This window comes from Melioribacter sulfuriphilus (assembly GCF_052656625.1).
This window is the reverse complement of the sequence record NZ_JBQXXK010000001.1, coordinates 59,193-85,327: the sequence shown is the minus strand read 5'-3', so window position 1 is coordinate 85,327 and position 26,135 is coordinate 59,193. Positions and strand designations below refer to the sequence as shown.

Annotated in this window: 19 protein-coding genes; 6 read left to right on the top strand and 13 right to left on the bottom strand. The window is 36.8% G+C overall.

The genetic code is table 11. From position 1 onward, the window contains the following. Position 1 precedes the first annotated feature (1 nt). Genes ACUN8G_RS00325 through ACUN8G_RS00315 form a run of 3 tightly spaced genes read left to right on the top strand, consistent with a single transcriptional unit; the run spans position 2 to position 2,841 of the window. The gene (locus ACUN8G_RS00325; protein WP_437346647.1) at positions 2–1,177 is read left to right on the top strand and encodes an ABC transporter permease; all 1,176 of its coding nucleotides are present in this window, start codon (positions 2–4) and stop codon (positions 1,175–1,177) included. Beyond that, on the top strand, positions 1,167–2,315 hold the full coding sequence (locus ACUN8G_RS00320; protein ID WP_437346646.1) for an ABC transporter permease: 1,149 nt from the start codon (positions 1,167–1,169) through the stop codon (positions 2,313–2,315). Before ACUN8G_RS00325 ends, ACUN8G_RS00320 begins: the two co-directional genes overlap by 11 nt. Before the next feature lies 1 nt (position 2,316). Beyond that, complete coding sequence (locus ACUN8G_RS00315) at positions 2,317–2,841, top strand: outer membrane beta-barrel protein (protein ID WP_437346645.1); 525 nt, start codon at positions 2,317–2,319, stop codon at positions 2,839–2,841. Between the two features lie 63 nt (positions 2,842–2,904). Here the strand turns inward: ACUN8G_RS00315 and ACUN8G_RS00310 are convergent, their stop codons facing one another. From ACUN8G_RS00310 to ACUN8G_RS00270, 9 genes are all read right to left on the bottom strand, one after another. Continuing rightward, complete coding sequence (locus ACUN8G_RS00310; protein ID WP_437346644.1) at positions 2,905–6,549, bottom strand: alpha-amylase family glycosyl hydrolase; 3,645 nt, start codon at positions 6,547–6,549, stop codon at positions 2,905–2,907. Positions 6,550–6,640: 91 nt separating this feature from the next. Then, on the bottom strand, positions 6,641–7,729 hold the full coding sequence (locus ACUN8G_RS00305) for a prephenate dehydrogenase/arogenate dehydrogenase family protein (protein ID WP_437346643.1): 1,089 nt from the start codon (positions 7,727–7,729) through the stop codon (positions 6,641–6,643). Between the two features lies 1 nt (position 7,730). After that, on the bottom strand, positions 7,731–8,744 hold the full coding sequence (gene aroF, locus ACUN8G_RS00300) for a 3-deoxy-7-phosphoheptulonate synthase (protein WP_437346642.1): 1,014 nt from the start codon (positions 8,742–8,744) through the stop codon (positions 7,731–7,733). 14 nt (positions 8,745–8,758) lie between these two features. Beyond that, entirely contained in the window at positions 8,759–9,364 is a 606-nt protein-coding gene (locus ACUN8G_RS00295) for a DUF1684 domain-containing protein (protein WP_437346641.1), read from the bottom strand. Continuing rightward, a complete protein-coding gene (mutS, locus tag ACUN8G_RS00290) occupies positions 9,361–11,979 on the bottom strand; it encodes a DNA mismatch repair protein MutS (RefSeq protein WP_437346640.1) in 2,619 nt (872 codons plus the stop codon). Before mutS ends, ACUN8G_RS00295 begins: the two co-directional genes overlap by 4 nt. A 1,197-nt stretch (positions 11,980–13,176) precedes the next feature. Then, entirely contained in the window at positions 13,177–14,730 is a 1,554-nt protein-coding gene (locus tag ACUN8G_RS00285) for an NAD(P)/FAD-dependent oxidoreductase (protein ID WP_437346638.1), read from the bottom strand. Between the two features lies 1 nt (position 14,731). Then, positions 14,732–15,523, bottom strand: coding sequence for an SDR family oxidoreductase (locus tag ACUN8G_RS00280; RefSeq protein ID WP_437346637.1), 792 nt, complete (start codon positions 15,521–15,523; stop codon positions 14,732–14,734). A 151-nt stretch (positions 15,524–15,674) separates the two neighbouring features. Then, on the bottom strand, positions 15,675–16,892 hold the full coding sequence (locus tag ACUN8G_RS00275) for an acetate/propionate family kinase (RefSeq protein ID WP_437346636.1): 1,218 nt from the start codon (positions 16,890–16,892) through the stop codon (positions 15,675–15,677). A gap of 9 nt (positions 16,893–16,901) precedes the next feature. Then, on the bottom strand, positions 16,902–17,849 hold the full coding sequence (locus ACUN8G_RS00270; protein ID WP_437346635.1) for a 3-hydroxyacyl-CoA dehydrogenase family protein: 948 nt from the start codon (positions 17,847–17,849) through the stop codon (positions 16,902–16,904). Between the two features lie 145 nt (positions 17,850–17,994). Between ACUN8G_RS00270 and ACUN8G_RS00265 the strand changes: the two genes are divergently transcribed. Then, a complete protein-coding gene (locus tag ACUN8G_RS00265) occupies positions 17,995–20,538 on the top strand; it encodes a RecQ family ATP-dependent DNA helicase (RefSeq protein WP_437346634.1) in 2,544 nt (847 codons plus the stop codon). Here the strand turns inward: ACUN8G_RS00265 and ACUN8G_RS00260 are convergent. The 4 genes from ACUN8G_RS00260 to gap form a co-directional block, all read right to left on the bottom strand. Beyond that, positions 20,531–20,860: a hypothetical protein gene (locus ACUN8G_RS00260; protein WP_437346633.1), complete on the bottom strand. Its 330-nt coding sequence runs from the start codon at positions 20,858–20,860 to the stop codon at positions 20,531–20,533. The genes ACUN8G_RS00265 and ACUN8G_RS00260 overlap by 8 nt on opposite strands. Next, positions 20,838–21,758: a rhomboid family intramembrane serine protease gene (locus ACUN8G_RS00255; protein ID WP_437346632.1), complete on the bottom strand. Its 921-nt coding sequence runs from the start codon at positions 21,756–21,758 to the stop codon at positions 20,838–20,840. Before ACUN8G_RS00255 ends, ACUN8G_RS00260 begins: the two co-directional genes overlap by 23 nt. 117 nt (positions 21,759–21,875) lie before the next feature. Beyond that, entirely contained in the window at positions 21,876–23,075 is a 1,200-nt protein-coding gene (locus ACUN8G_RS00250) for a phosphoglycerate kinase (RefSeq protein ID WP_437346631.1), read from the bottom strand. Between the two features lie 92 nt (positions 23,076–23,167). Next, positions 23,168–24,226, bottom strand: coding sequence for a type I glyceraldehyde-3-phosphate dehydrogenase (gene gap, locus ACUN8G_RS00245; RefSeq protein WP_437346630.1), 1,059 nt, complete (start codon positions 24,224–24,226; stop codon positions 23,168–23,170). Positions 24,227–24,547: 321 nt separating this feature from the next. On the opposite strand from gap, the gene ACUN8G_RS00240 reads away from it, so the two are divergent. Continuing rightward, positions 24,548–25,228 carry a Crp/Fnr family transcriptional regulator gene (locus ACUN8G_RS00240; RefSeq protein ID WP_437346629.1) on the top strand — a complete coding sequence of 227 codons (681 nt, stop codon included), beginning with the start codon at positions 24,548–24,550 and terminating at the stop codon, positions 25,226–25,228. A gap of 1 nt (position 25,229) precedes the next feature. After that, positions 25,230–26,051 (top strand): PHP domain-containing protein, encoded by an 822-nt coding sequence (locus tag ACUN8G_RS00235; protein WP_437346628.1) that lies wholly within the window; start codon positions 25,230–25,232, stop codon positions 26,049–26,051. The last annotated feature ends 84 nt before the right edge of the window (positions 26,052–26,135 follow it).

Genomic DNA, 26,135 nt, shown 5'->3' with positions numbered 1-26,135 from the left:
TATGGATTTGCAAAATATATATCGTATAGCAGCAAGAGAAATCAGAGGGATGGACAGAATGAACGTTTTTATTGCGATCGTCCTTCCTATGATAATCATTTTTATATTCAATACTATATATCAAAAGGAAATTTTACACGAACTTCCCGTAGCCATTTACGATTGCGACAGAAGTGAATTATCAAGGAAATTGATACGCCTTATCGACTCTTCTCCATCTATGAAGGTTACCGACGCTTACGTTTCTATCGATATGATAGGAAAAGGCTTCAAAGATGGCAAAATTGAAGCAGTTTTCTATATCCCCTCAAATTTTGAACGTTCGATCAAAAATGGGATGCAATCAAGAATAATTGTTTACAAAAACAGCTCCAACATTATTACGAGTAACCTTATACTAAAAGAGGCCTCCGTAATTGTAAAGACTTTTTCAGCAGGCGTGATGTTGAATAAATTAAAGAAAAATTCAATAAACGAAACACAAGCATATCCTTTGTTAAATCCGGTTAAAATTGAGGCGTCCTCTCTTTACAATCCTAATTATAGTTACCTTAGATATCTGCCCCCTGGATTAATAATTTTTACTATTCAAATAGCAATAATGTTAAGTACGTCTTTGGCCATCAATTCAGAGTTCGTAAAAGGTACTTTCGCAGAGTTGCTCACGATTTCCCATGGCAAATTGATCTCAATTTTTGCAGGTAAATTTATTCCATATTTTACGATTTATTTTTTCATGTCGCTAATTATTCTGTTCGTAATTTTTCCATTCTTCAATATTATAATTAATGGATCTTATCTAATAGTAATATTACTCTTTATAATCTTCATTGCAATAAATGTTAGTTCAGGACTTCTAATCTCTACATTATTTAACGACCAATTATTAACAACTCAGTTCACAATATTCATTAACACACCGGCTTTTATATTGAGTGGTTTCACATTCCCTATATGGGCAATGGCATCTGCTCATAAAATTCTGGCTTATTCAATGCCTTTCACCTACTTTTTAGAATCTTTTATTAAAGTAGCCAATTCCTCCTCTTCTTTATATGATATTTCATCTGAGTTATCAATACTTCTACTTTATACTATCGTCTCATTTACTGTAGCATTAATTGTTCTAAAATACAAAGTCAAAAAATTGCCAACAGCGAGCTCGAATGAAATTTAAAAAGAAAATAGAAAAGCTAACAAGTATTATCGTAGAAGAATTTCATACTGTAAGAAAAGATATCAATCTGTTTGCGATACTTATCCTTGCTCCCTTATTTTATTCTCTTTTCTATAGTACTGTATATGTTAATAAAGTAGAACGAAATGTACCATTAGCTGTTGTCGATTTAGACAAAACAAAATCTTCAAGAGAATTGATTAGTTTGCTCGATGCCCACTCCAATATAAGCATCGAATTAGAAACCGAATTTCCCGACGAGAAATTAATTAAAAATGGTACTGTCCAAGGAATTTTGGTTATTCCTAAATATTACGAGAAAAAGCTTAAACGGCATGAGAAAAATAGCATCAAGGTATACCTCAATACATCACGCTTTTTAATTTCGAATGACTTAAACAAAGGGATAAATGAAACAATAGGTTCTATCAATGATAAAGTAAAATTATCTTATTTCAGATCGAAAGGATTTACAACTGAACAGGCAAAAATATTATCTGAACCTGTACAACTCGAAATCCGTAATTTGTTTAATCTGCTGGATAGCTACGGTTATTATCTAATACCTGCCATTCTTATACTAATACTCCATCAGACATTATTATTGGGAATCTCTAAAAGCATTGCCGAATGCAGAGAAAACAATGAAATATTAGAATGGAAAAGAGACATTTTAACAATACTTACTGCCAAGGGAATTTTTTATACACTTCTATACTCTGTATATCTGTTGTTATTTACAACCATTATCTTTTACATGTTCGGTATAGAATTTAAAGGTAGTTATATCATCCTCATATTAACTGGCTTACTGTTTATCAACAGCGTAGTTTACTTTGGTATTTTTATTTCCTCATTCTTTTTGAAGAAATTGCATGCACTTCAAATTATGGCACTTACATCGTATCCTATTTTTTTATTCTCTGGATATAGCTGGAAATTAGATGCAATGCCTATTGTAATAAAGACTCTAAGTTATGCTGTCCCTTTTACACCGTATATAAATCTTTTTACCAGGCTTTCACAAGCAGGAGCCGGATTTAAAAACCTTATGCCAGAAATTTTACACCTTATTATTCTCATACTAATTTACTTTTACGCTTCTTATATCAGAATTCATAAACTAAACGAGGTATAAAATGAAACGGTTGTTAACATTAATAGTATTAATTACTATTCCGTTTTCTGTTTATTCGCAAAGTCGAGTATCGGTCGGCATTATTTTCAGCCAATTTAACAATATTGGTGATGAAGGAATTACTGACATAAAATCGCCACTGGGTTACGGGTTGTTAGTTGGATACGATATTACACCCAAATTTTCTGTAGCATTTGCAGGTGAATATTTAAAGGGGAATATCAAATCATTTAATGGGAAGGAGACAAATTATAGGACGGCGTTAAACGCCATTGTTAAACCATTCAATACACAATTACTTTTCCCTTACGTAACTGCAGGTTTTGTTGCTTCCTTCAAAGAATACGACTATGAAAATTTACCTTCCACTGATAAATTTAAATTGTATGCACGCTATGGTGCAGGAGTCGATTACAAACTGATTGATAATCTTTCAGTCAACTTCGACCTGGGAGTTTATTTCAACGGTATGGAATTTTCTGGTTGGACTAACAGTTTGGGTTTGAGAATAACCCCTAATTTATAAGTTCAGCTCACTGAGCTGATTCACACAACCCCTGTAACGGCAGGGTCATTATGACTCTGCCGTTTATTGTTTTCTCAAAAAATCTTTAAATATCTCGATGCGATAACCGGATTCTTCTGACAGTTTTTTAATCACAGTATAATTTTTGAAAGCCTTCTTAACAATCTCGACTATTTTCATTTCAGAATCTTGATCAATGTCGCTTTTGTTATTTTCCGTAAGTAAATACAAAATTATTTTTTCCGTTAATGAAAGTGTAAAAAGCCAGTCCAGGAACTCCTCAAAATTTTCTTTACTGAAATAAACTATTCCTTCATACTCGTTTACACCAATATAAGTTTTTACCGACTCGTCGTCTAACATCTTCAGAATACAATTGAATCCGTATTTACCTTTCTCTTCATTTTCATTTTCCTTGTTATGGCAAAACATTTCAATTGCGCCATTATTAATATCCTGCAAAATTTTAAGTAGTAATAATTCACGTAGCAGCTCGTATTCTCCTTTGCCGATTCTCTTTAGTAATTGTCGAATAGGCGAATCGAGAAGTATTTTGTTTATATAATTCTTCTTATTCAAATCACCATCGTCCTCGAATAGCAAAGATAGATTCGATACCACGAGCCAGATTAAATAAAGGATTGTATCATCCTTATAGTTTCGGTACTCGTTAGTTATAACAGCTTGATGTAATTCTTTATTAGGGATCTTTTCATCAACAATAAAATGTTTTTGTAATGTACTGTTGAGTAATCTCAGGGCATCAATTTCAAGTTCGAAATTTTTCCAAATTAATTGAGTATCGGCTACAAGTTCAAATTGTGTAGAAACGGTATCGATTAGTTTATTGAACTTTCGTTTTAAGATATCACTACTTCGGCTTATTTCAGTCGAACTGTGGATATAATTGTTATAAAATTCTTTTATGGAATCCTCCTCAAAAATATCGAGGAACGCATTGTGTATCGGTTCGAGCTGCATTTCTATCATTGCTCGTGAAATGCTTGGTACACCTTTCCCCTGCAATCTTCGTTCGAGCTTCTCCCAATCGCCAAATTCGTCATAAATTTCGCGGAAATCCAAAAATACAGAGGACTGGAATCCTTTTAGTTCAATATAGAATCCGTCAATCGATAGGTCATATCCGGATTTTAGATATTCAAGGTTTGTGACGTGTTCTCTAAAAATGTAATAATAATTTTTAGAAGACTTGATGCCAAGAGCATCAGTAAGTGTTTTGACGTGCAATTCTTTTTTGCTGCCTTGTTGAACCAATTTAGGAGTGGATCTGAAAATTTTACCCGCTGTGGTTTGGTATTTATTATTATAAAACACAAGAGTTTTTTCGCCATTCTCTTGATTAGTGAAAGCAATTACATTTTCATTAACGTGTCCGTAGTCGTCAATGAAGTCATAAAACCAGAAATTTTCAACATTACAGAATAAATATCTTCTTCTGAGTAGAGGGAAAATTTCCCTTTCGTGTCTGTCGATAAGCCATTGATTTGGCAATTCGTTATAATAAGCTCTTTGATATTCCATACCGTATTTTTCGGTCAGTCCTTCAATTTGACCGTGAGCAAACATCGGCAAACCGGGCAAAGTAGACATTAATATGCAAACGCCGAAATATTTATCGTTTGTACCAAATTGTTTTATTGCAGTTTCTTCATCGGGATTACTCATAAAGTTGACATAACGCTTGAGTATTTCCGGTTCGAACTCGAGTGTGTTTGTAATCAAGTCTCTGAATTTATCATTTTCCTCTTTCATCAGCATATGCATGAAAGCCGAATTGTAAACTCGATGCATACCAAGAGTTCTTACGAAATACCCTTCCATCAACCAGAAGGCTTCGGCAAGCAGTAAAGTATCGGGCATCTCTTGATTAATTCTATCGACAACCTCTCGCCAGAATTCTTTTGGAAAGAGTCTGTCGAATTCTTCCTGTGTCATCGAAAAATCGGATCTCGAGGGGATATCGCCTCCTTTCCCTGGTTCGGGATACCAGAGTCTGGAAAAATGCCTTTTGGTCAAAGTCATCGCCGCATCGAAACGGATAATTGGAAATTTACGAGCAACTTCAAAAATTTTCTGAATTACTGCTTCGCGCACTTCTGCTTTAATCATATCGAGTTGAGCAGTATCGTTCCATGGCATATTTGTACCATCGTTGCCATGATAAATATAACGTCTTTCGCCAGTATTATTATTTATCCATTCGAATACAACTGCAGCATCAGAACGATCCCAGTATCCATCTTCGATTCTTATTTGAATTGCTGGATCGTCTGAAAGATTTGGACCAGTAAAACTGTAAGATGGAAAAGGCGGATAGGAAGTCTGTATAAAATAATCAGGGTGCTCGACAATCCAGCGTGAATAAATTCCTGTGTGATTTGGCACCATATCGCTGGCAAGACGGATACCGTAATGTTTTGCCTTTCTGACCAGATTTTGATAAGCTTCTTCGCCGCCAAGATCGTGAGCAATTATATAATCATAGAGCGAGTATGCCGATCCGATTGCGTCGATATTTCCCATCAAATGTTTTATCTTTTTAGAAACACTGCTCCTTTCCCAGATACCGATCAACCAGAGTGCATTAAAACCCCATCGACGCAAGTTTTCTAGTTCTTCATCTGGAATATCGTCAAGTCTTTTGATAGCTCTCTGATATTTTTTGCTCAATTGATCGAGCCACACGTAAGTATTTTTTGCGATCAAAACTACTTTAGGCATCCAATCAGTATCGGCAGTAAAATTCTCGGGTTCTTCATAATCTTTTTTGGCTTCGAGTGCGTATTGAAAGCCGGATTTCCCGAGTCTAAGGATATCCGCATTTTCTGGCACACCAACGAATTGAGGCGCTATAATCGGAGCTCCACCTGGTCCACCTCCTAAAATATATTCCTCTTTAATAAAATCCTTGCTCCGCAATAACTTTTTCAGAAAATCTTCGTTTAACAATACGCCCCACTTCTCTCTTATAAAATCGAGTTGACCTTCAATATCTTCAGGACTGTATTGAAAAGGTGATTTGAAGAAAGTAAATAAATCCTGGTTTTCTAAACCGAAGTGCTTTTCTTCTTTGAAAAATTCTTCCAACAAAGTAATAGTTTTGCGATAAAGATCCCTATCCTTGAAATAATTGTCGTCGAATAACTCTCTGATTTTTTTGTTTGCTGGATTCTGATTGGCAAAATGGAGAAGTATTAATTCTTCCAGTATAATTTCAGTATTTTTCTTACCGGCAGTAATTGAGTTGATATAATCGTGGATGCTAATTCGTCCTCTGAATATATCGTTAGTTGGAAATAATTCCACAAATTCAAACAATAATTTTACATATCGGTTGTCGCCGATATTATTAATTATAAAATTTCCTGCACGCTCGAGAACCCCAGGGTTAACACTCTCTTCATAAATCCTGAGAAGATAGTGATAAATCTCGTCAATTAATGCGGCTGCATTTACTTTGCCAGCTTGAAGATGGTCCTGAGGATTTCTTTTTGCATTAATTTTATGTACCAATTTTCGAACGGCATGAAAGTTGGCAAAAATCAGATTGCCTTCAATCGAGAAGAATTCATCTTCGATTTCGTATTTCTTACGAATTTCTGCTGCCACATGAAATTCGTATTTGGGATACGAATTCTTCTTTAGATTTTGCGAAAAAATAGACGAAGTTATTGTTGTTTTTGCCATTTTTCTTTATTCATCTGTTTACTGTACAAAATATAAGTAAATATTGCGATTAACGTAAGAATAAATTGTGATGTGAACGCCTCCGAAATGACTAAAAACGAGTTGCGAATCCCAGATCCTCTATAATGGTTTTAGCTTTAGTGGCATCTTGTTGGGTTTCGAATGAAATTCTGAAAGTGCCACCCGAGCCGAGTCTTATTTTCAGCAATTCCAGGTCTTTTATATTAATTCCCGCTTCGTAAAGAGCGGTTGTTATTCTTGCTAAGACTCCAGGTTGATCCTTAACAAAAACAAAAATGTCGAAAAGAGGATTGATGAAACCCTTTGTATTTTTAGGAATTTCATCTCTTTTTTTGCGTGCGCTTTCGAATTTTTCAGCTAATAGTTTGTAATTACCCTTTTCGATAGCATTTTTTAGTTCAGCTAAGTCGTAAGAAAAATTGTCAATCGCCTGTAAAATATTTTTCTGGTTGTATTTTATTATTGGTTCCCACAAATTAAAATCGCTTGCCGCTATCCGTGTCATATCTCTGAATCCCCCGGCGGCAAAATCGAAGAAATTAATATCGCTGTCTTTAATAACTGCTGAGTTTATCAACGAGACCGAGAGCAATTGCGGCAGATGGCTGACTGCCGCCACAATTATATCGTGTATCTTGGGATTTAGAAATCTAATACGTGCGCCTGTGGAATGAATCAAATTAGTAAATTGATCTATTATCGGATAGTTCTTCGCTGTGTCGCTCAAGATGTAAACGCTATTTTCGAATAAAGTTGAATCGGAGTGTTCAAAGCCACTTTTTTCTTTACCCGCCATTGGATGCCCGCCAATATAAAATCCTTTACAGCTGATTCCACAATCATTCCAGATTTGATTAAACACTTCTTTTACACTACAAACATCCGATATCACCTGTCCAGCATTCAATTTCGGGATTAAATTCTTAAAAGTTTCAATCGACTTATCAACCGGAAAGCAAAGGAAAATCAATTCGTTATCCAGAGCGTCTTCGATAGTTTCAAGTTTTCTATCGATGACTTTTTCTTTCAATGCTTTTTCCAGAACAATTGGCCGATCGTAAGCCGAAATTGATAAATCTGTATTTGCAGATTTAATTGCTTTGGCTAACGACCCGCCAATTAAACCCAATCCGAGAATAGCTATATTGTTAAAGTGCAATTTAAAATGACCTATTTATTACCTTTGCAATTGCATCGAGTTCTTTCATCAAACTAATAAAAGTATCTGGCAGCAGAGCTTGAGGACCGTCCGAAAGAGCTTTTTCTGGATCGTCATGAATTTCGATCATCAATCCATCTGCACCTGCAGCAACAGCAGCTCTTGCCATTGGCGGCACCTGATCACGCAATCCAGTAGCATGCGAAGGATCGGCTATAACTGGCAAGTGGCTCTTCTTATGTACAATTGGAATTGCTGAAAGGTCGAAAGTGTTTCGAGTGTAGGTCTCGAATGTTCTTATTCCTCTTTCGCAGAGCATTACGTCAGGATTGCCACCGCTTAAAATATACTCGGCAGACATAAGCCATTCTTCTATGGTAGCAGCAATACCACGCTTGAGCATAACGGGTTTTTTCACATTGCCTAATTCTTTCAGCAACGGAAAGTTTTGCATATTGCGTGCACCTACCTGAAAAATGTCGGTGTATGGTTCGATCAATTCAATATGACTTATCTGCATAACTTCGGTAATTACAAGCAGGTTATATTTATCCGCCGCAGCACGCATCATTTTCAGACCTTCAATGCCCAGCCCTTGAAACGAATAAGGAGAAGTTCTTGGTTTAAATGCACCTCCTCGTAAAATTCTGGCGCCCGATCTAGCTACAGTTTCTGCCAGTCTGAAAATTTGATCTTCACTTTCAACCGAGCACGGACCTGCCATCATTACAATTTTTTCGTTCCCAATTTCCACGTCCTTAATTTTAATTATCGTATTTTCTTCTTTAAAACTCCTGCTGGCAAGTTTATACGGAGTGGTAACTCTGTAGACGTCTTCCACGCCTTCGAGGATACTAATATTTCTTATATCAAAATTAGGCTGTACACCGATGGCACCTATAATAGTTTTTTCGGCTCCTTCGGAGATATGAACCTTAAAACCGTAGTTTTCCAGATGATTTATTACATTTTGAATCTGTTCTTTTGTAGCATGTTTTTCGAGTATTACAACCACGTTAAATGACCTCCTTAATTATGAAATTTTTTTTCGCCCGCCCTAATTTCCAACGGGATATAGTCTTCACGAGAAGGTATTGCACAGGAATAGTTAGGATTGTATGCGCAATACGGATTATAAGCAAGATTAAAATCAATGGTGTAAATATAATTCGGATTGGCCTGTTTTTCAAAATCGAGATATCTGCCTACTCCGTACGATTCTTTATTTGTCGTTTTATCGGTGAACCAGATAGAATAATATTTCGTACCGTCGACTCCGTATGACTCGTAAACATTTATTTTGTATTCTTTATTATCATATTGAAATTTCAGATAACCGTATTTTACAGTCTTTCTTGGCTCACCTTTAGTGCCGAAAATTATTACTGTGTCTTTCTCGGGATATTCATATAGTTTACTGGTGAAGACGAATTTGGGATTGACGTCAAAATAATTCAATTCATGATACTCAACTTTATTTTTGAAATTAAACGGTGATTGTGGATCCGATCTCATAAATTCGTTTACTTGCTTGCGGTGCTCTTCAATTTTTTTTACATATGCTTCTTCCTCTGGCGATAATTTATCTGAACAAGCCATAGCCAGAACGAGCAAAATAAAATAAAGTTGTTTCATGTATTTTTCTCTTCTTTTATTTTTTTCCTTAATTCGTTCAATTTGTTTAAGGCTTCGATCGGCGTAATTGTATCGATTGGCAGATCTTCGATTTCTCTCCGCAATTCTTCATCTTTCATTTCAAAGAGACTAATCTGCATACTATCGATTTTCTTCATACGAGAAATTTTTTCTTTCTTAACTTCATAAGGGGTAAGTTCCTTGCTTTCAAGATTAAGTAAAATTTCTTTTGCACGGTTTGTTACATAGATTGGCAAACCAGCCATTTGCGCAACTTGAATACCGTAGCTGTGGTCCGCACTACCTGGTTTAACCTTATGCAGAAAAATGACTTTATCGCCGTATTCTTTGACATCAACTTTGTAATTTTTTATTCTTGGAAAAATATCGGCCATTTCATTCAATTCGTGATAATGAGTGGCAAATAAAGTTTTGGAGGCTATTTCTGGATTTTCGTGCAAATATTCTGTAATTGCCCATGCAATCGATATCCCGTCGAAAGTGCTTGTACCTCTACCAATTTCATCGAGCAGAATAAGACTTTTCTTTGTAGCATTATTTAAAATATTTGCCGCTTCTTGCATTTCGACGAGGAAAGTACTCTCGCCCATAGTAATATTATCGCTTGCTCCAACGCGTGTAAATATTCTATCAACTATTCCGATTCTCGCTTTCTTTGCTGGTACGAAAGAACCAATTTGTGCCATTAAAACTATTAGACCAACCTGCCTCAAATAAACTGATTTTCCAGCCATATTTGGACCAGTCAGAATAATGATCTGATCTTCTGAAGATGATAAGAAGCAACTGTTGGGTGTGAATTTTTCTCCCGGTGGTAAAATTTGTTCAACTACTGGATGTCTTCCATCTACTATCTCGATAACATCCGACTCGTCAACTGTGGGTTTTACGTAATTATATTGCTCGGCGCATTCTGCAAACGAGATGAAACAATCGAGCATAGCAATCAAGCGAGCATTTGTTTGTATTGCATCTGTTGCCGCAGCGATTTGATATCTGATTTGTTCGAACAACTCGAACTCCAATCTGACAATATTATCCTGGGCATTTAAAATTTTTTCTTCGTAGTCCTTTAGCTCAGGAGTTATATAACGTTCACTGTTAACGAGAGTCTGTTTTCTTATGTAATTCGAAGGTACCTTATCTTTATTTGCATGACTAATCTCAATATAGTAGCCGAAAACTTTATTGTAACTTACTTTCAAGGATGCTATGCCTGTTTTCTGCCTTTCTTCTTTTTGAAGATTTGCAATCCACTCTTTGGCATTGAAGGCCAGATTTCGTAATTCGTCGAGTTCCGGATTATATCCCTTCTTAATCACACCACCGTCATTGAGTGTGGCGGGTGGATCTTCATTAATTGCGCTTTCAATTTTCCCGACCAGCTCTTCGAGAGGACTCAATTTTTCGTTGATTTGTTGTAGTGTTTCAGCCTTCGTCTGGTCGAGCAGTTGTTTAATCATCGGAATTTTCTTGAGGGAATTTTTAAGATTAATAATTTCTCTTGGGTTGATTCTGCCAGTGCATGCTTTTGCAATTAATCTTTCAAGATCGCCTATTTCACTTAATTCTTCTCGAAGATTTTTTCTGAGAGTTTTATTTGTAAAAAATTCTTCTACGCACTTCTGTCTTTTCAATATTGGTTCAAGTTTTTTTAATGGGGTGGTTATCCATCTTTTAAGAAGGCGCCCACCCATTGAAGTGGAAGTTTTGTCAAGAATCGATATTAGCGAGCCTTCTCGTTCGCCGCTTTGTATGGTAAATAAAATTTCAAGGTTCCGTTTGGTAGCATAGTCGAGCACCATATACTCAGTTGGATTATAAACCGAGATTCGATTAATGTGCGGAAGATTTGCCTTTTGTGTTTCGCGTAGATAATAAAGAGCTGCTCCGGCAGCCGAAACAGCAAGTTCCATTTCTTCGATTCCAAAACCTTTCAAGGTTTTGATTCCAAAATGATTCAATATCAAATCCTGGCAATAATCGAAATCGTAAATCCAGTCGTCAATTTTAGTTATTCTTGCATCTCTGGCGTATTTACCAATTAATGGTTCGAGGAGATTCTTTAATTTTTTGGGAATTAAAATTTCTGCAGGATTAATCAAACCGAGCTGTTCAGGGAGATACTTCTTATCTGTTTCGTAAGTCTGGAATTCGCCCGTCGAAATATCACAAAATGCAAGTCCGTATCTTTCTCCATCTCCTGATATCGATAAGAGGTAATTATTCTTTTTATGGTCGAGGAGCTTATCGGAAAATGCCACACCCGGAGTTACTACTTCGATAACCTCCCTCTTTACTATTCCTTTTGCAAGTTTTGGGTCTTCCACCTGTTCACAAATTGCCACTCGATAACCTGCACGTACAAGTTTAGGTAAATATGAATCGATGGCGTGATGTGGGAACCCGGCAAGTGGAACATCTTCAGCTGCACCGTTAGCCCTCTTGGTCAATGTTATACCTAATACTTTCGATGCAATTTTAGCGTCTTCCTCAAATGTCTCGTAAAAATCCCCCATCCTGAATAACAATATTGTATCAGGATATTCTTTCTTTATTCTTGTATATTGAGCCATTAACGGCGTAATGCTCATACAAAAAAATCTCGATTTTTTGGGATAAAAATATACTATAATGAATAACGAATAACAATTTGGATTAAACAGAGGCGTGCTGTGAAAATTATGAAAATTTCTAAGCTTAGAGAAAATACAAAGGCTATCTCTTGAGTGAAACAGCCTTTATTTATTAACTTTTTAGTGAATTAAGAAATTCACGCCTATATTGATACTTATTATTTTTGTTACCCAATCTTCTTGATTGATATTTGACTCTCCCATTTTAATTCTACTATAATTTATTGCTGCTTCAACTGCAAAATAATTCGTAATGATGTAATCAGCTCATTCACAAAACTTTATTCTGTATAGTTTAAAGAAGTGTTGTTCTTTGTTTCTATAAAATAGTCTCTGTTCTAAGATAAGGTTTGAATCTTTCATTAAGGTCAAAATAATAATTAAATTCTGGACCATAGCCATAATTACGTACGTCGTATCCATAATATGTTAATGAAACGGCAGTGTAGAAACTATCAACAAAGAAATATCCGATTTGTAATTTGAAACGATATAGATTGAATATACTACCATCATTTGTTCTACTTTCTTACGAGATCGGAGCTTTACGGAATAGACGCCCTGACTTACATACGGCTGTGCTTGAAGATTGCCGAGTGACATTAATTATTAAAAAATAATGACATGTCCCTCTATTTAAGCGGTTTATTTTGCCGATTAAGAAAAATAAATGTTATTGTTTGCTTCACCAGATATGATTTTGCTCCTGAGTAATAAGAACTAATTATAATTGTTTATTTTAAATTGCTCAATTTATCCTGACACCCTCTTAAAATAAAATTTTATCATTTCCAAATAAAATAGGCGACCTTTCAAGGCACCACTTGAAAGCTAAGAAATTGACTTCCTGAATAAAAAGCAATCGAGAAGTAACTCATATATAAACAGCACATCTTAATTACAATTGAACGTATTGTATAATGGATTTGTGAACTCGTAAACTTTTTATGAGCTGTAATACAATCGGGAATAAAAAATATCGAATACAATTCTCCTACAGGCAATTTAACAAAATCATTTTATCGATTCCGTAAGAATAATATTTTAGTAAACTGCAGAAAGTGCATATGAGTTTATATGAATCTACAACGAAGTTTGAAAAATTTTTTCTGCCTTTTGACAAAAAATTAGATGTGTATTGTAAGCCAAACATTTTCAAATAATATAATCAGCAACTGCTTCGGCTATTTTTTCGCCATCGATAGCAGCAGAAACAATTCCACCCGCATAGCCGGCTCCTTCACCTGCAGGATAAAGTCCCTCAATTTGAAGATGCATTAATGTTGTTCTATCCCTCGGAATGCGCACAGGAGAACTCGTCCTGGTTTCAGCAGCTAAAATTTGGGCTTCTGAAGAAATATAACCTGGCATTCTTTTATTAAAAATAAGAAGCGCTTCATGTAAACTCTTTTTAATTCTTTCAGGAAACAATTCGTTCAAGTCGTATGAAACTGTGCCTGGAATATACGAAGTATCTGGAAGTGAGTCGGATACTCTCCCTTTTAAAAAGTCGACAACTCTCTGTGCGGGGGCTTTTTGGGATTTTCCACCTGCTTCAAATGCAGCAATTTCTATCGATTTTTGAAATTCCAGTCCAGCAAAGACTCCTGCATTTTTATATTTCACCCAGTCGTTTTCATCCACGGTTACAACAAGTCCAGAATTTGCAAATGGAGAATCGCGTCTCGATAAACTCATTCCATTGAGTACAAGCTCTGACGGTGCAGTAGATGCCGGAATTATTATACCACCGGGACACATACAGAATGAGTAAACGCCTTTATCATCAACCTGGCAGGCGATATTGTAACTTGCCGCGGGTAAATTTGGATGTCGTTTTTTTGTGTGGTATTGAATGCTGTCGATTAAACTTTGTGGATGTTCAATTCTTACTCCAACTGCAAAAGGCTTGGGTTCCAACAGTATCTTTTTTTTGTCGAGTAAATAGTAGATATCCCTCGCGGAATGACCTACGGATAATATTACCGCATCTGCAACATATTCCTTCTCATCATTTACTATCACTCCCCGGATATGCGAATCGTCAATTATTATATCAGTTACACGTGAATTGAAATGAATTTCTCCTCCGTACTTTAGAATTGTTTCTCTGATGTTTGCAACAACTTTGGGCAGAATATTAGATCCGATATGAGGATGCGAGTCAATTAAGATTTCGGATTGTGCGCCGTGATAAACAAGAAGATTCAAAATTCTTTTAACATCCCCTCTCTTCGTCGATCTTGTATATAATTTGCCATCGCTGTAGGTACCTGCGCCGCCTTCACCAAAGCAGTAATTGGAATCGGGATTGACAACTCCGAATTGTTGAATTGCTCTTAAATCTCTTCTTCTGCTTCGAACGTCTTTCCCTCTTTCCAGGATAATAGGTTTTATACCAAGCTCAAGAAAACGGAGAGCAGCAAACATTCCAGCGGGACCGAAACCAACAATAATGACAGCTTTTCCTTTTTCAACATTTTTAAAATCGAATTTAATAATATCTTCAAACGGTGCTTCTCTTACATAGGCAATTGCTTTTATTTTATAAACAGGATTTTGTCGACGTGCGTCTATAGAACGTTTTATTATCGATACATGACTGATTTCATTAATATCCGTGTGAATTTTTTTTGCTGCTTCTTTTCTTATAAACTCATAATTATAGATGTTATCCGGATCGATTATTAATTCAATTTCTTTTTTCATGTCAATAGGTCGATTTTATTATTCCGCCATCGACGGCAATGGTCGAACCGGTAATATAACCTGCCTGTTCGGAGGCCAAATATACGATTAAAGAAGCCACCTCGTCCGGTCGACCGAGACGTTTCATCGGCACATCGTTTGCCATCGAAGATAAAATTTCTTCATGCGAAACGCCGCTCTCTTTGGCTCTTACGACGGCTAATTCGTAGAGTCGGGAAGTTAACGTATATCCAGGCGCAACATTATTTACAGTAATATTAAATTTTCCAACTTGATTACTCAAAGTCTTTGCGAATGCTGTTAATGCGCTTCTAAATGAATTTGATAATACAAGATTGTCGACGGGCTGTTTTACTGAAAGTGATGTAATATTAATTATTCTGCCCCATTTGTTTGCTTTCATTCCAGGAAGTACAAGTCGAGTAAATCTTACAGCGCTCATCAGCACTTGTTGAAACGCTTCGTCCCAATTTTTGTCGTCAAGATTATCAAAGAAACCCGGTGTAGGACCTCCGCAGTTGTTTACAAGGATGTCGATACTTCCAAGCTCCTCTTTAACTTTCTTAACTGTATTTTCAATATCTTCGCTCTTATTAATATCACAGACAACCCACATCGGTTCTACGTTAAATATGTTGCGGATTTCAGAGACGGTTTTAAGCAGATTATCTTTATTACGCGAGCAGATGGCAACTTTGCACCCTTCTTTAATAAACAATTCTGCCGTTGCTCTTCCAATACCCATACTGGCGGCAGTAACCAGTACGGTTTTCCCTTTTAAAAAAAGTTCCACTGAGTACCTCTCGTCGATTAATTTCTTTAATTATGAATGTGAAAAATAATACTTGTGGTAATTATAAAAAAATAGCAGGCTCAAACGAGCCTGCATCTAACAAATTAAGGAGGTCATGCTATGAAGAATTCCTCATTATGAGGAAACCGGTTTAAGAGGGGAGGTTGTTCATCTGTTCTCTAACAATTTTTTCAGTATCAAGTGCAATCACAAGTTCTTCATTTGTTGGTATACGTAAAATTTTAACCCCGGAATCTCCAGACGAAATAATTGCCTCGCCCACTGGATTCTGGTTCAAATTATCGTCGAGTTTAATTCCGAGAAATTCCAGATCTGCACAGACGTCTCTTCTTACCATAGCGGAATTTTCTCCTATACCGCCTGTAAATACTACTGCATCTAAACCACCCATTGCAGCTGCATAAGCACCGATATATTTTTTAATCCTGTAAGTAAAAACATCGAAAGCATTTTTGGCTTTTTTATTCCCTTCGAGAACAGCATTTTCAATCTCTCTCATATCGCTGCTTTCGCCGCTGAGTCCTATCAATCCGCTATGTTTGTTCAACAAAGTATTTGCTTCCGAAATCGACAACCCTTCTTTACCCATTATATAAAGAATGACTGATGGGTCCATATCACCGCTCCTTGTACCCATTAAAAGTCCTTCAAGAGGGGTAAAGCCCATTGTTGTGTCGATCGATTTGCCATAATTGACCGCAGCCATTGAGCATCCGTTACCCAGATGGGCTGTGATTATTTTGAGTTCTTCGATTGGACGATTTAATATTGCTGCGGCTCTTTCGGATACATATCTATGCGATGTGCCGTGAAAACCGTAACGTCTAATTTTATACTTTCTGTACAACTCGTAAGGAATACCATATAAAAATGCCTTCGGGGGCATTTGAACGTGAAATGCTGTATCGAATACAGCTACCTGTGGAATATCAGGAAGTTGTTCTTTGGTTGCATTTATACCTTTGATGTTTGGGGGGTTGTGTAATGGTGCCAGCTCAATATTTTCTTTTATTGCATTCATTACCTGGTCGGTAATAAGAACAGAGCCCGAGAAAGTTTCACCTCCATGAACAACTCTGTGGCCTACAGCATCAATTTCTTTTTTATCCTTAATTACTCCGTGGTTACGACTGAGTAATACTGCAATTACATATTCAATAGCTATCGAGTGGTCCAGGATTTCGCCAACAATCCTTATTTTCTCTTTACCGTGAGGTGTATGAGTTAAAACTGCGCTCGACATTCCAATTCTTTCTACCATTCCTTTTGCAAGAGCAATCTTTTGGTCTGTGTCGAAAAATTGATATTTAATTGAAGAACTACCGCTGTTTAATACCAGAACCTTCATTTCAAACCTCTATTTCATCATTGAAGTAATTATTTTCCCATCGGCGTCGTATTTGAAGAAGCCTTCACCTGTCTTCTTGCCGAGCTTTCTTTCTCTTACAAGTTTTCTAAGAATTGGACATGGTCTGTAACGTGGTTCGCCCAGACTATGCCATAAAGTTTCCATCCATGCGAGGACTTCGTCGAGTCCCATCGTATCTGCCATTTCAAGCGGACCCATCTTAAAATTGTAACCGAGTTTCATGGCAGTATCGATATCATGGGCCGAAGCAATCCCCTCGAGCAATATATACATCGCCTCGTTAAGCAAGGGAACAATTGCACGGGTTGTAACGAAACCAGGATATTCATAAACTTGAACTGGTGTTTTACCGATACGTGCTGCAAATTTCTTAATTATTTCGACTGTCTTGTCGGAGGTTTCGAGTGCACGTACCAATTCGACAAGTGGAACTTTCGGCACAGGATTCAGGAAGTGCATTCCAATAATTTTATCTGACCTTTTTGTAACTTCGGCTATTTTAGTCAAACTCAGCGTTGAAGTATTCGAAATAAAAATAGTATCGGGTTTAGCAATTTCATCGAGTTCTTTGAAAATCTGTTTTTTCAATTCATAATTTTCGTCAACGGCTTCGATAATCAGGTCGCAATCGGGAATTTCCGTGCGGTCGGTTGTCCATTTTATTCTGCTGAGAATCGATTTCATTTCACTCTGTGTCATTGCCCATCTGGAAATTTCCCTTTCCATCGAAGCTTTAAGACTTTCCTGTGACTTCTTGCAGCGTTCCTCATCCTTTTCGATTATAACCACATCGATGCCAGCAGCCGAAATGGTTTGCGCTATCCCCTGCCCCATCAAGCCACCGCCTATAATCGCAACATAATCGATTTTCTCTTTATCGCCGTTGGCTACTTTACTGCCCAACAGATCTTCGAGACGTAATTTTTCTTCTGACATTTTTTACCTTAATTTTTTTGCGAACAATTACAAAATTCGTACCAACAATTTAATAAGAAATAAGATAAATTTGTTATCTTATTTGTAGGCATTTTATTAAATCTAAAAAAAACAAATCAAATATGAGAATTCGAACCACTTTATTATGAAACCCGAGGAGATTTTAACTGAATTTTTCGGTTACAAAAATTTCAGACCAGGACAAAAAGAAATTATCGACTCGATCCTCGAAGGAAGAAATACGCTGGCTATAATGCCTACAGGCAGCGGGAAATCAATTTGCTACCAAATTCCAGCCCTTGCCTCCGACTCACTTTCGATCGTAATATCACCTCTAATTTCCTTGATGAAAGACCAGGTGGATGCGATCAATCTTAAACAAGAGGTTGCAGCTTTTATTAACAGCACTCTCGATCTCAGAGAAACCTATTCGATCTATCATAAAATTGATTCAGGGAAAATAAAGCTGCTTTACGTTGCACCGGAAAAACTCGACAATAATGAGTTTAAAGAAAAAATCAGAAGTGTAAAACCTGCTTATCTCTTTGTTGACGAAGCTCACTGTATAAGTGAATGGGGACACAATTTTAGACCAAGCTACAGGAAAATAAGAAATTTTGGAGAATATGCCGGCATTACAAAAATATCTGCTTTTACAGCAACAGCCACAGAAGACGTGCGAGAAGATATTGTAACCCAATTAGGTATGAACAACCCACGTGTTTTTGTCTACGGATTTGAAAGGTCTAATTTGCATCTTCACGTTATAAAAACTCTGAGGAAAAAAGAAACCCTTCTGAAATTACTCGAAAGAAATGAGTTGCCTGCAATAGTTTATACGGCAACGCGCAGATACTCCGAGGAACTGGCCAAATTTCTGACAGACAATGGAATTACTTCTTCTTACTATCATGCTGGATTAACAACCGAATTGAGAAAAATCATTCAGGACGACTTTATTGAAGGCAAAACGAAAATAATAATTGCCACTAATGCTTTTGGGATGGGCATCGATAAAAGCGACATTAGAACAATTATACATTATAACATTCCCGGTAATCTCGAAAATTATTACCAGGAAATTGGACGGGCTGGAAGAGATGGCAAGCCTTCAAATATTTTTTTATTATTCGACGAAGAAGATATTAATATTCAGGAATATTTCATCAATAATTCTTTTCCCACCCGAAGTCATGTCGAGTTCGTCTATAATTCAATTTGCGATCATCATCGAATTGCTTTAAATAGATTTCCAGATAAACCGATACTCCTTGAGCCAGCATTAATCGCTTTTCTTGAAAAGCATAATATTAATAAAGCTCTACTTGAGTCTTCTTTAAAAATTCTGGAAAAATCCGGCTACCTCAAGCAGGAGAAAAGCAATTCGAGCAAGTATTATGCGTTTTTTTCCTATCCGTATGAAAGAATTGAAAACTTTGCAAGTCGACTCGAAAACGATGAGCTTAAAGACCTTCTATATTTGCTAATAAAACTTTATAAAGAAAAAATATTTATTCGCAAAACAGAGATTAACATAAAAAAGTTATCAGAAATTTTAGGCATTACAGAAAAAGAGATTGTAGAAAATCTCGAACTTTTCGATCGATGCGGTATAATAAATTTTACAAAGCCCACACCCCACGTCGAAATTAAATTTATTAAAGAAAGGCTTCGAAATGATCTGCTGAACTTCGACTTTACGGACAACGAGCGCTTGATTAAACACCACAAAACAAAATTGCAACGAATGATCGATTTTGCTAATACAAATGAATGTCGTATGAAATTTATACTCGATTACTTTGGAGAAAAAAATGAAAGTTACACGTGTGGCAAATGTGATAATTGTACTAATGTTAAAATTGAATTATCCGACAACGATTATATTAAGGGACATATTCTAAGTGTTCTGCGCGAATGCGGCGAACCTTTAGATCCACCAACACTTATAAAAATATTAATAGGCTCAGACTCGAACTATCGAAATTACACTTCGTATGCTGCCTGCACGCACTTTACACAACTGGAAATTGAGAACTCGATTACGGATCTGCAAAACGAGAATAAAATTGTTTGGAATAAAGGACTTGTAAAATTAAAAGCAGACAAGAAAAGCGACCATTTTAAAGATTATGAACATCAGTTAGTTCTAATGAATAAATTGAAAGAAATCCGAAAAGAAGCTGCCAGAAAATTCAATCAGCCCACATATATGATTTGTCCCGACGAGGTTTTGATTGAAATATCTCGCCGGAAGCCTTCTACTTATGCCGAATTGATGTCGATACGCGGATTTACTAAATATATGTACAACAAACTGGGCGAAGAAATAATTACTGTAATAAAAACTTTTGATAAGGAGAATACTTTAGAAAAGAAACTTTCCGACAGAAATCTGCCTCAAAATTTCAGGAAAATTTATGAATTCGTTCAAAAAAGATATTCTTTAAAGGATATATCATCGATGACAGGCTTGCCAGAATCCGTAATTTCTCTCCAGATCGAAACACTAATTAGCATCCTACCTGAATTGGAAACCGATTATCTCTTCGACAAAGGGGAACTCGAAATAATTAACGAAAAGATCGACGAAGGTATACGAGATTTAAAACAGCTTTATAAAATATTCGATGGCAAGATCAGTTACTCAAAATTACGAATTGCATTAGCCAGAAAAAGCTTCAGTTAAAATTGCCTTCCTTTTTCAAGCGGTCTAAATATTCCTCGGATAAATTAAAAAAAAGTTCCCACTTATCTTTATCTTCTTCGAGGCTTTTTAAATAATCTTCAAACTCTTTTTCGTGCATCTCATATTTTTTGAAAACGTGTTCCTTAAGGATCTTAGAGGAATCGGATTCTGCGCCATATTTTTCGTTTATGATCAATAAATGGACATACACTTCTGCAGCTTTTTGATCCTCCGGCAGGTTATTTTGTTTGCATCCGTAAAACAATGCGAGAGGGAAAAATAATGCCAGCAGTAAAATTTTATTTTCTTTTACTGGCTTCAAAAAGAATTCTCTTCTCACGTTCTGTCAAGTTCTGATATCCGCTTTGACTTATTTTATCAAGAATTCTATCGATCTCTTCCTGTGTAATTTCTTCCTTATCGGAATCGAGTTCGTAGAACTCCGCTTCTTCTATTTCAGTTTCTCTAAATTTACGTGGTTTTCTGAATTTAGTTGTACTTCCAGATCTTCTGTCTCGCCTGAACAAATTAAAGAGATTATTAAATCTAAAATTGTAATTCCTGTCGAGCACAACGAAAAGAAATCCGGTAACTGCTCCTCCAATATGAGCCAGATGAGCTACAATTGTAGGCTCGTTGACAGAAACGAATTCAAATAAGATAAGAATTGCAATTAAATACTTTGCTTTGATAGGAATAAGAAAGTAGAATAAAATATATCTATCGGGAAAAAACATTGCAAAGGCAATCATTATACCGAATACTGCCCCTGAGGCGCCGATTGTTGGAGCCAGAACTGAACCTAACAACGGCGATAAAAAAATCTGGAACAAACCCGCGCCAATTCCACATGCCAGATAAAAAACTAAGAATTTTCCTGGACCCATAATATTTGCTATTTCCATACCAAACATCCAGAGCATAAACATATTAAATAGAATGTGGGTAAAACTGCCGTGCATAAATTGATAAGTTATAAATTGCCAAATCTGGAAATTATAAGGCTCGCCCAGCTGGTCAAATCCCGTAATTGGATTCAATGCAAAATATCTATTCAGGTAGTACCATCCGGGAATACCGCCAAAAGTAAAATTCTCGAATATCAATTGTATTAAGAAAACTACAATATTGATGATTAGTAAATTCTTTATGACTTTCGGAAAGAAAGAAAAACCTCCGAAACCCGACGGTCGATAATAATCTCTTGAATCAAGTCCCATTTATTTATCACTCTTTTTTATATACGAAAATAATTTTTTTTTACGAGAAATGCCCAGCGTTGAGGGTTTTAAATTGAGGCTGACTCAGAAATTACGAGTCAGCCCCGGCAGGAACAATTAATTGTCGTCATTCAATGCAGCGACACCAGGCAACACTTTGCCTTCCAGAAATTCCAACGAAGCGCCACCTCCTGTAGAAACGTGTGATACTTTATCTTCCAGATTTGCTTTTTTAATAGCAGCAGCCGAGTCGCCACCTCCAATAATGGTTTTGGCACCTTTTGAAGTAGCTTCTGCAAGCGCTTCGGCAATTGCAAATGTACCTTTGGCAAAATTATCAAACTCGAAAACTCCAAGCGGTCCATTCCATATAATTGTTTTGCTTTCTAAGATAACTTTCTTGAAAGCTTCGATTGTTTTAGGTCCTATATCGAGCCCCATTTTGTCTGTAGGAATTTTATCGGAATCCACAACTTCAGAAGGAGCGTCGTTATTAAATTCCGGAGCAACTACGTTATCCTTCGGCAGCAAAACATTTTTACCTGATGTTTTGAATTTTTCGAGCATCTCTTTGGCAAGTTCAATTTTCTCTTCCTCGAGAAGCGATTTGCCAATTTCATAACCCATCGCTTTGTAAAATGTATAAGCCATTCCTCCGCCAATTAAAAGATTGTCAACTTTCGGCAGTAGGTTTTCTATAACGTCGATCTTACCCGAAATTTTAGAACCGCCAAGAATAGCCGTAAATGGACGCTCGGGATTGGCAATGGCACCACCGAGATAGTCCAATTCTTTTTGCATTAAATATCCAGCTGCGCAGATATTGATATAATTAGTTACTCCCTCAGTTGAAGCATGAGCGCGATGTGCACTTCCGAAAGCATCGTTTATATACACGTCCCCCAAACTGGCTAACTGTTTAGAGAACTCAGGGTTGTTTTTCTCTTCTTCGGCATGAAAACGTAAATTTTCCAGCAATAAAACCTCGCCTTCCTTCAAAGAATCTGCCATTGCTTTAACTTCATCTCCAATGCAATCGGTAGCAAATTTCACTTCATTACCGAGTAGTTCGCTCAAACGGACAGCAACCGGTTTTAATGAATACTTTGGATTGGGACTGCCCTTTGGTCTGCCGAGGTGACTCATTAAAATTGCCTTTCCACCTTCGGAAATAATTTTCTTAATTGTCGGCAATGCTGCTCTAATCCTTAAATCGTCTGTTATATTCATGTTCTCATCGTAAGGTACATTGAAGTCGACACGAACCAGTACTCTTTTCCCTTTGAGGTCTACTTTGTCAATACTTAGTTTTTTCATTTTATCCTCCAATCGATTTACTTGAGTCGATATAAAAAAGACGCAGCGCGGTACTTAGCCGTCAACTGCGTCTCTCTTAAAGCTGATCGAATTTATTTAATCATTTTAATGAGTAAATCTACTACTCTACAGGAATAACCCCATTCGTTATCATACCAGGAAATGATTTTGAAGAATCTCTTTTCGCCAGGCAAATTATTCTGGAGAGTTGCCAGCGAGTCATAAATCGACGAGCGTTCATCATGAATGAAGTCGGTCGATACAACTTCTTCGTTGCAGTAACCGAGGATACCTTTGAGATATGTTTCGGAAGCTTTCTTCATCAACTGATCGATTTCTTCGATTGAAGTATCTCTTTCGGCGCGGAATGTAAGGTCGACAACGGAAACGTCTGCTGTTGGTACACGGAACGACATGCCGGTTAATTTACCTTTTGTCGATGGTAATACCTGTCCAACTGCTTTGGCTGCTCCGGTTGTTGAAGGAATAATATTAATTGCAGCAGCTCTACCTCCTCTCCAATCTTTTTTCGAAGGACCATCGACAGTTTTTTGAGTAGCTGTATACGAGTGAATTGTAGTCATCAATCCTGTTTCGATACCAATTCCTTCTTTAATTAATACGTGAACAATTGGGGCAAGACAATTAGTTGTGCAGGAAGCATTTGATACAATAATGTCTTTTGCGGGATCATATGAATCATCGTTAACACCCATAACGATAGTTTTTACATCGCCCTTTCCGGGAGCTGTAATTAAAACTTTTTTAGCACCGGCATCGATGTGTCCTTTTGCTTTATCGGAACTTGTAAACAGACCGGTCGATTCAATGACAATATCAACTCCCAGATCTTTCCAGGGCAATTGGGAAGGATCTTTCTGAGCCATAATGCATTTGATTTTATGTCCGTTTACGACGAGCACATCGTCTGCTTCGAGCGATGGGTCGCTCTTTTCACTTCCGAGAGTACCTTTGAATTTACCGTGGACGGAATCATATTTTAGTTGATAAGCAAAGTATTTTGCGTCGGTGCTGATATCTACAACTGCAACAACGTCTACCTCTTTACCGAGGTATCCTTTTTCGGCAAGTACATTTAGTACTAATCTACCGATTCTTCCGAATCCGTTAATTCCTACTTTTACTGCCATAATTTATCCTCCAATTACGAATATGTGAATAAAATTCGGACACAAATATAGATAATTATCTCCCCTTTTTCAATTTAACAATATTAAAATTCTGTAATTTTTTAACAGAATTTTTACATTAACCGTTTTAGTTAAACTCTTCTGCCAAATCATTCTAATTAATTTAGGAGAAGGTGGCAGTTCATTTAAATATGATTATGAGTATTTGATCCATCCATTAAATATTTACTCTGTTCTTTACGTCTAAGAAATTTACTTGTCAAAAGGCTTACAAAAAGTTATTTTTATGCAATCATTCTGAAATTAACTTCAGGAAGGGCTATGGAATCGGGAAGTTTCCTTAAGTATGTGCCGATTTTCTCGAATTTACCCGATGTAACTTTAAAAAGTATTGAGAACTCGGGTACGCGTAAGATCTATTCCAAAAATGAAGTAATCTTGAAAGAAGACGAATCTGGTACAGCCCTTTTTATAATGCTCAAAGGAAAAGTAAAAGTATCGCGTACAAGCGAGGACGGCAAAGAAGTTATTTTATCGATCCTCTCTGACAATGATTTTTTTGGAGAGATGGCAATACTCGACGGGAAAACAAGGTCGGCCACTGTTACGGCAATTGAAGATTCAGAAATTTTCATAATTCAGAGGAATGAATTTATCGACCTGCTCAAAACACATCACGAAGTTGCTCTGGCACTACTCGAAGAACTTACGAATCGACTTAGAGCCGCCAATGTAAAAATAAAAGCACTTTCTCTCAAAGACGCCGAAGGAAAAGTTGCCACCGTTTTACTTGAATTGGCAGAAAGTATCGGTAAAATAAGACACGGGAAAGTCGAACTCGAAAAATTACCGGTACAGCAGGATATCGCAAATATGGCAGGCACTTCCAGAGAAACAATATCGAGGACACTTCATTCCTTTGCCAAAAAAGGTCTAATCGAGATCGATGGGCCAAACATAAGAATTGTAGATTACGAAAAATTCAAGGAACTCTACGGCTGAGATGATCGATTTACATATTCATACCACCTACTCCGACGGTGCTTATTCCCCTGAGGAAATTGTTCAGATGGCTTACGAAAAAGGTCTACGCACAATAAGCATAACTGACCACGATACAATCGATGGACTCGAAGAGGCAATTCTATGCGGAAAGGACCTGGGCGTTGAAGTAATTCCAGGACTCGAAATCAGTACCGACATCGATAATGTGGAAGTCCATTTACTGGCATATTTTATCGACTATAAAAACAAAGAGCTTCAAAAATGCCTCACTTTTTTTAAGGAAGAACGTTACCACAGAGCAAAAAGGATTGTTGAAAAACTGAGAAGTCTCGGTATGAATATTACAATTGACGACGTAATTGAGAGAGCTAAAAATTCCGCTATCGGCCGGCCTCACATCGCTTATACACTTGTTGACCTTGGTATTATCGACAATTACTTTGAAGCATTCGAAAAATATATCGGCGACAGAGGACCGGCATACGAAAGGAAAATTCATTTTTCTCCTCAAAGCGCTTTAAAACTAATCGAAGACGCCGGTGGACTTTCGTTTATAGCCCATCCGGGCTTTATAAAAGAATCAATTTTGGTCAATATTATTGAAGCAGGTCTCGACGGAATCGAAGTAATCCATCCGAGCCACAACGAAAATCAAATCGCTTTTTATAAGGGAATCGTAAATCAATATTGTCTACTCGAAAGCGGGGGTTCCGATTTCCATGGTGGCAAAAAAAATGACGAAGGAAATTTAGGCAAATATAACTTAGCCCCCAATCACCTTGATGCAATGAGAAATATGCTTCACAGGAATACCGCCTGATATTACTCTTTTTTTTCATCCCTTTTATATTTTCCTAAAATGAAATTATTGGGTTTAAATATTATCTTTTACTACCAATTATTA

Bases quoted from the DNA above. Each gene is read 5' to 3' on its own strand.
- ACUN8G_RS00325 (WP_437346647.1), top strand. From the start codon at position 2: ATGGATTTGCAAAATATATATCGTATAGCAGCAAGAGAAATCAGAGGG.
- ACUN8G_RS00320 (WP_437346646.1), top strand. From the start codon at position 1,167: ATGAAATTTAAAAAGAAAATAGAAAAGCTAACAAGTATTATCGTAGAA.
- ACUN8G_RS00315 (WP_437346645.1), top strand. From the start codon at position 2,317: ATGAAACGGTTGTTAACATTAATAGTATTAATTACTATTCCGTTTTCT.
- ACUN8G_RS00310 (WP_437346644.1), bottom strand. From the start codon at position 6,549: ATGGCAAAAACAACAATAACTTCGTCTATTTTTTCGCAAAATCTAAAG.
- ACUN8G_RS00295 (WP_437346641.1), bottom strand. From the start codon at position 9,364: ATGAAACAACTTTATTTTATTTTGCTCGTTCTGGCTATGGCTTGTTCA.
- mutS (WP_437346640.1), bottom strand. From the start codon at position 11,979: ATGAGCATTACGCCGTTAATGGCTCAATATACAAGAATAAAGAAAGAA.
- ACUN8G_RS00285 (WP_437346638.1), bottom strand. From the start codon at position 14,730: ATGAAAAAAGAAATTGAATTAATAATCGATCCGGATAACATCTATAAT.
- ACUN8G_RS00275 (WP_437346636.1), bottom strand. From the start codon at position 16,892: ATGAAGGTTCTGGTATTAAACAGCGGTAGTTCTTCAATTAAATATCAA.
- ACUN8G_RS00270 (WP_437346635.1), bottom strand. From the start codon at position 17,849: ATGTCAGAAGAAAAATTACGTCTCGAAGATCTGTTGGGCAGTAAAGTA.
- ACUN8G_RS00265 (WP_437346634.1), top strand. From the start codon at position 17,995: ATGAAACCCGAGGAGATTTTAACTGAATTTTTCGGTTACAAAAATTTC.
- ACUN8G_RS00255 (WP_437346632.1), bottom strand. From the start codon at position 21,758: ATGGGACTTGATTCAAGAGATTATTATCGACCGTCGGGTTTCGGAGGT.
- ACUN8G_RS00250 (WP_437346631.1), bottom strand. From the start codon at position 23,075: ATGAAAAAACTAAGTATTGACAAAGTAGACCTCAAAGGGAAAAGAGTA.
- gap (WP_437346630.1), bottom strand. From the start codon at position 24,226: ATGGCAGTAAAAGTAGGAATTAACGGATTCGGAAGAATCGGTAGATTA.
- ACUN8G_RS00240 (WP_437346629.1), top strand. From the start codon at position 24,548: ATGGAATCGGGAAGTTTCCTTAAGTATGTGCCGATTTTCTCGAATTTA.
- ACUN8G_RS00235 (WP_437346628.1), top strand. From the start codon at position 25,230: ATGATCGATTTACATATTCATACCACCTACTCCGACGGTGCTTATTCC.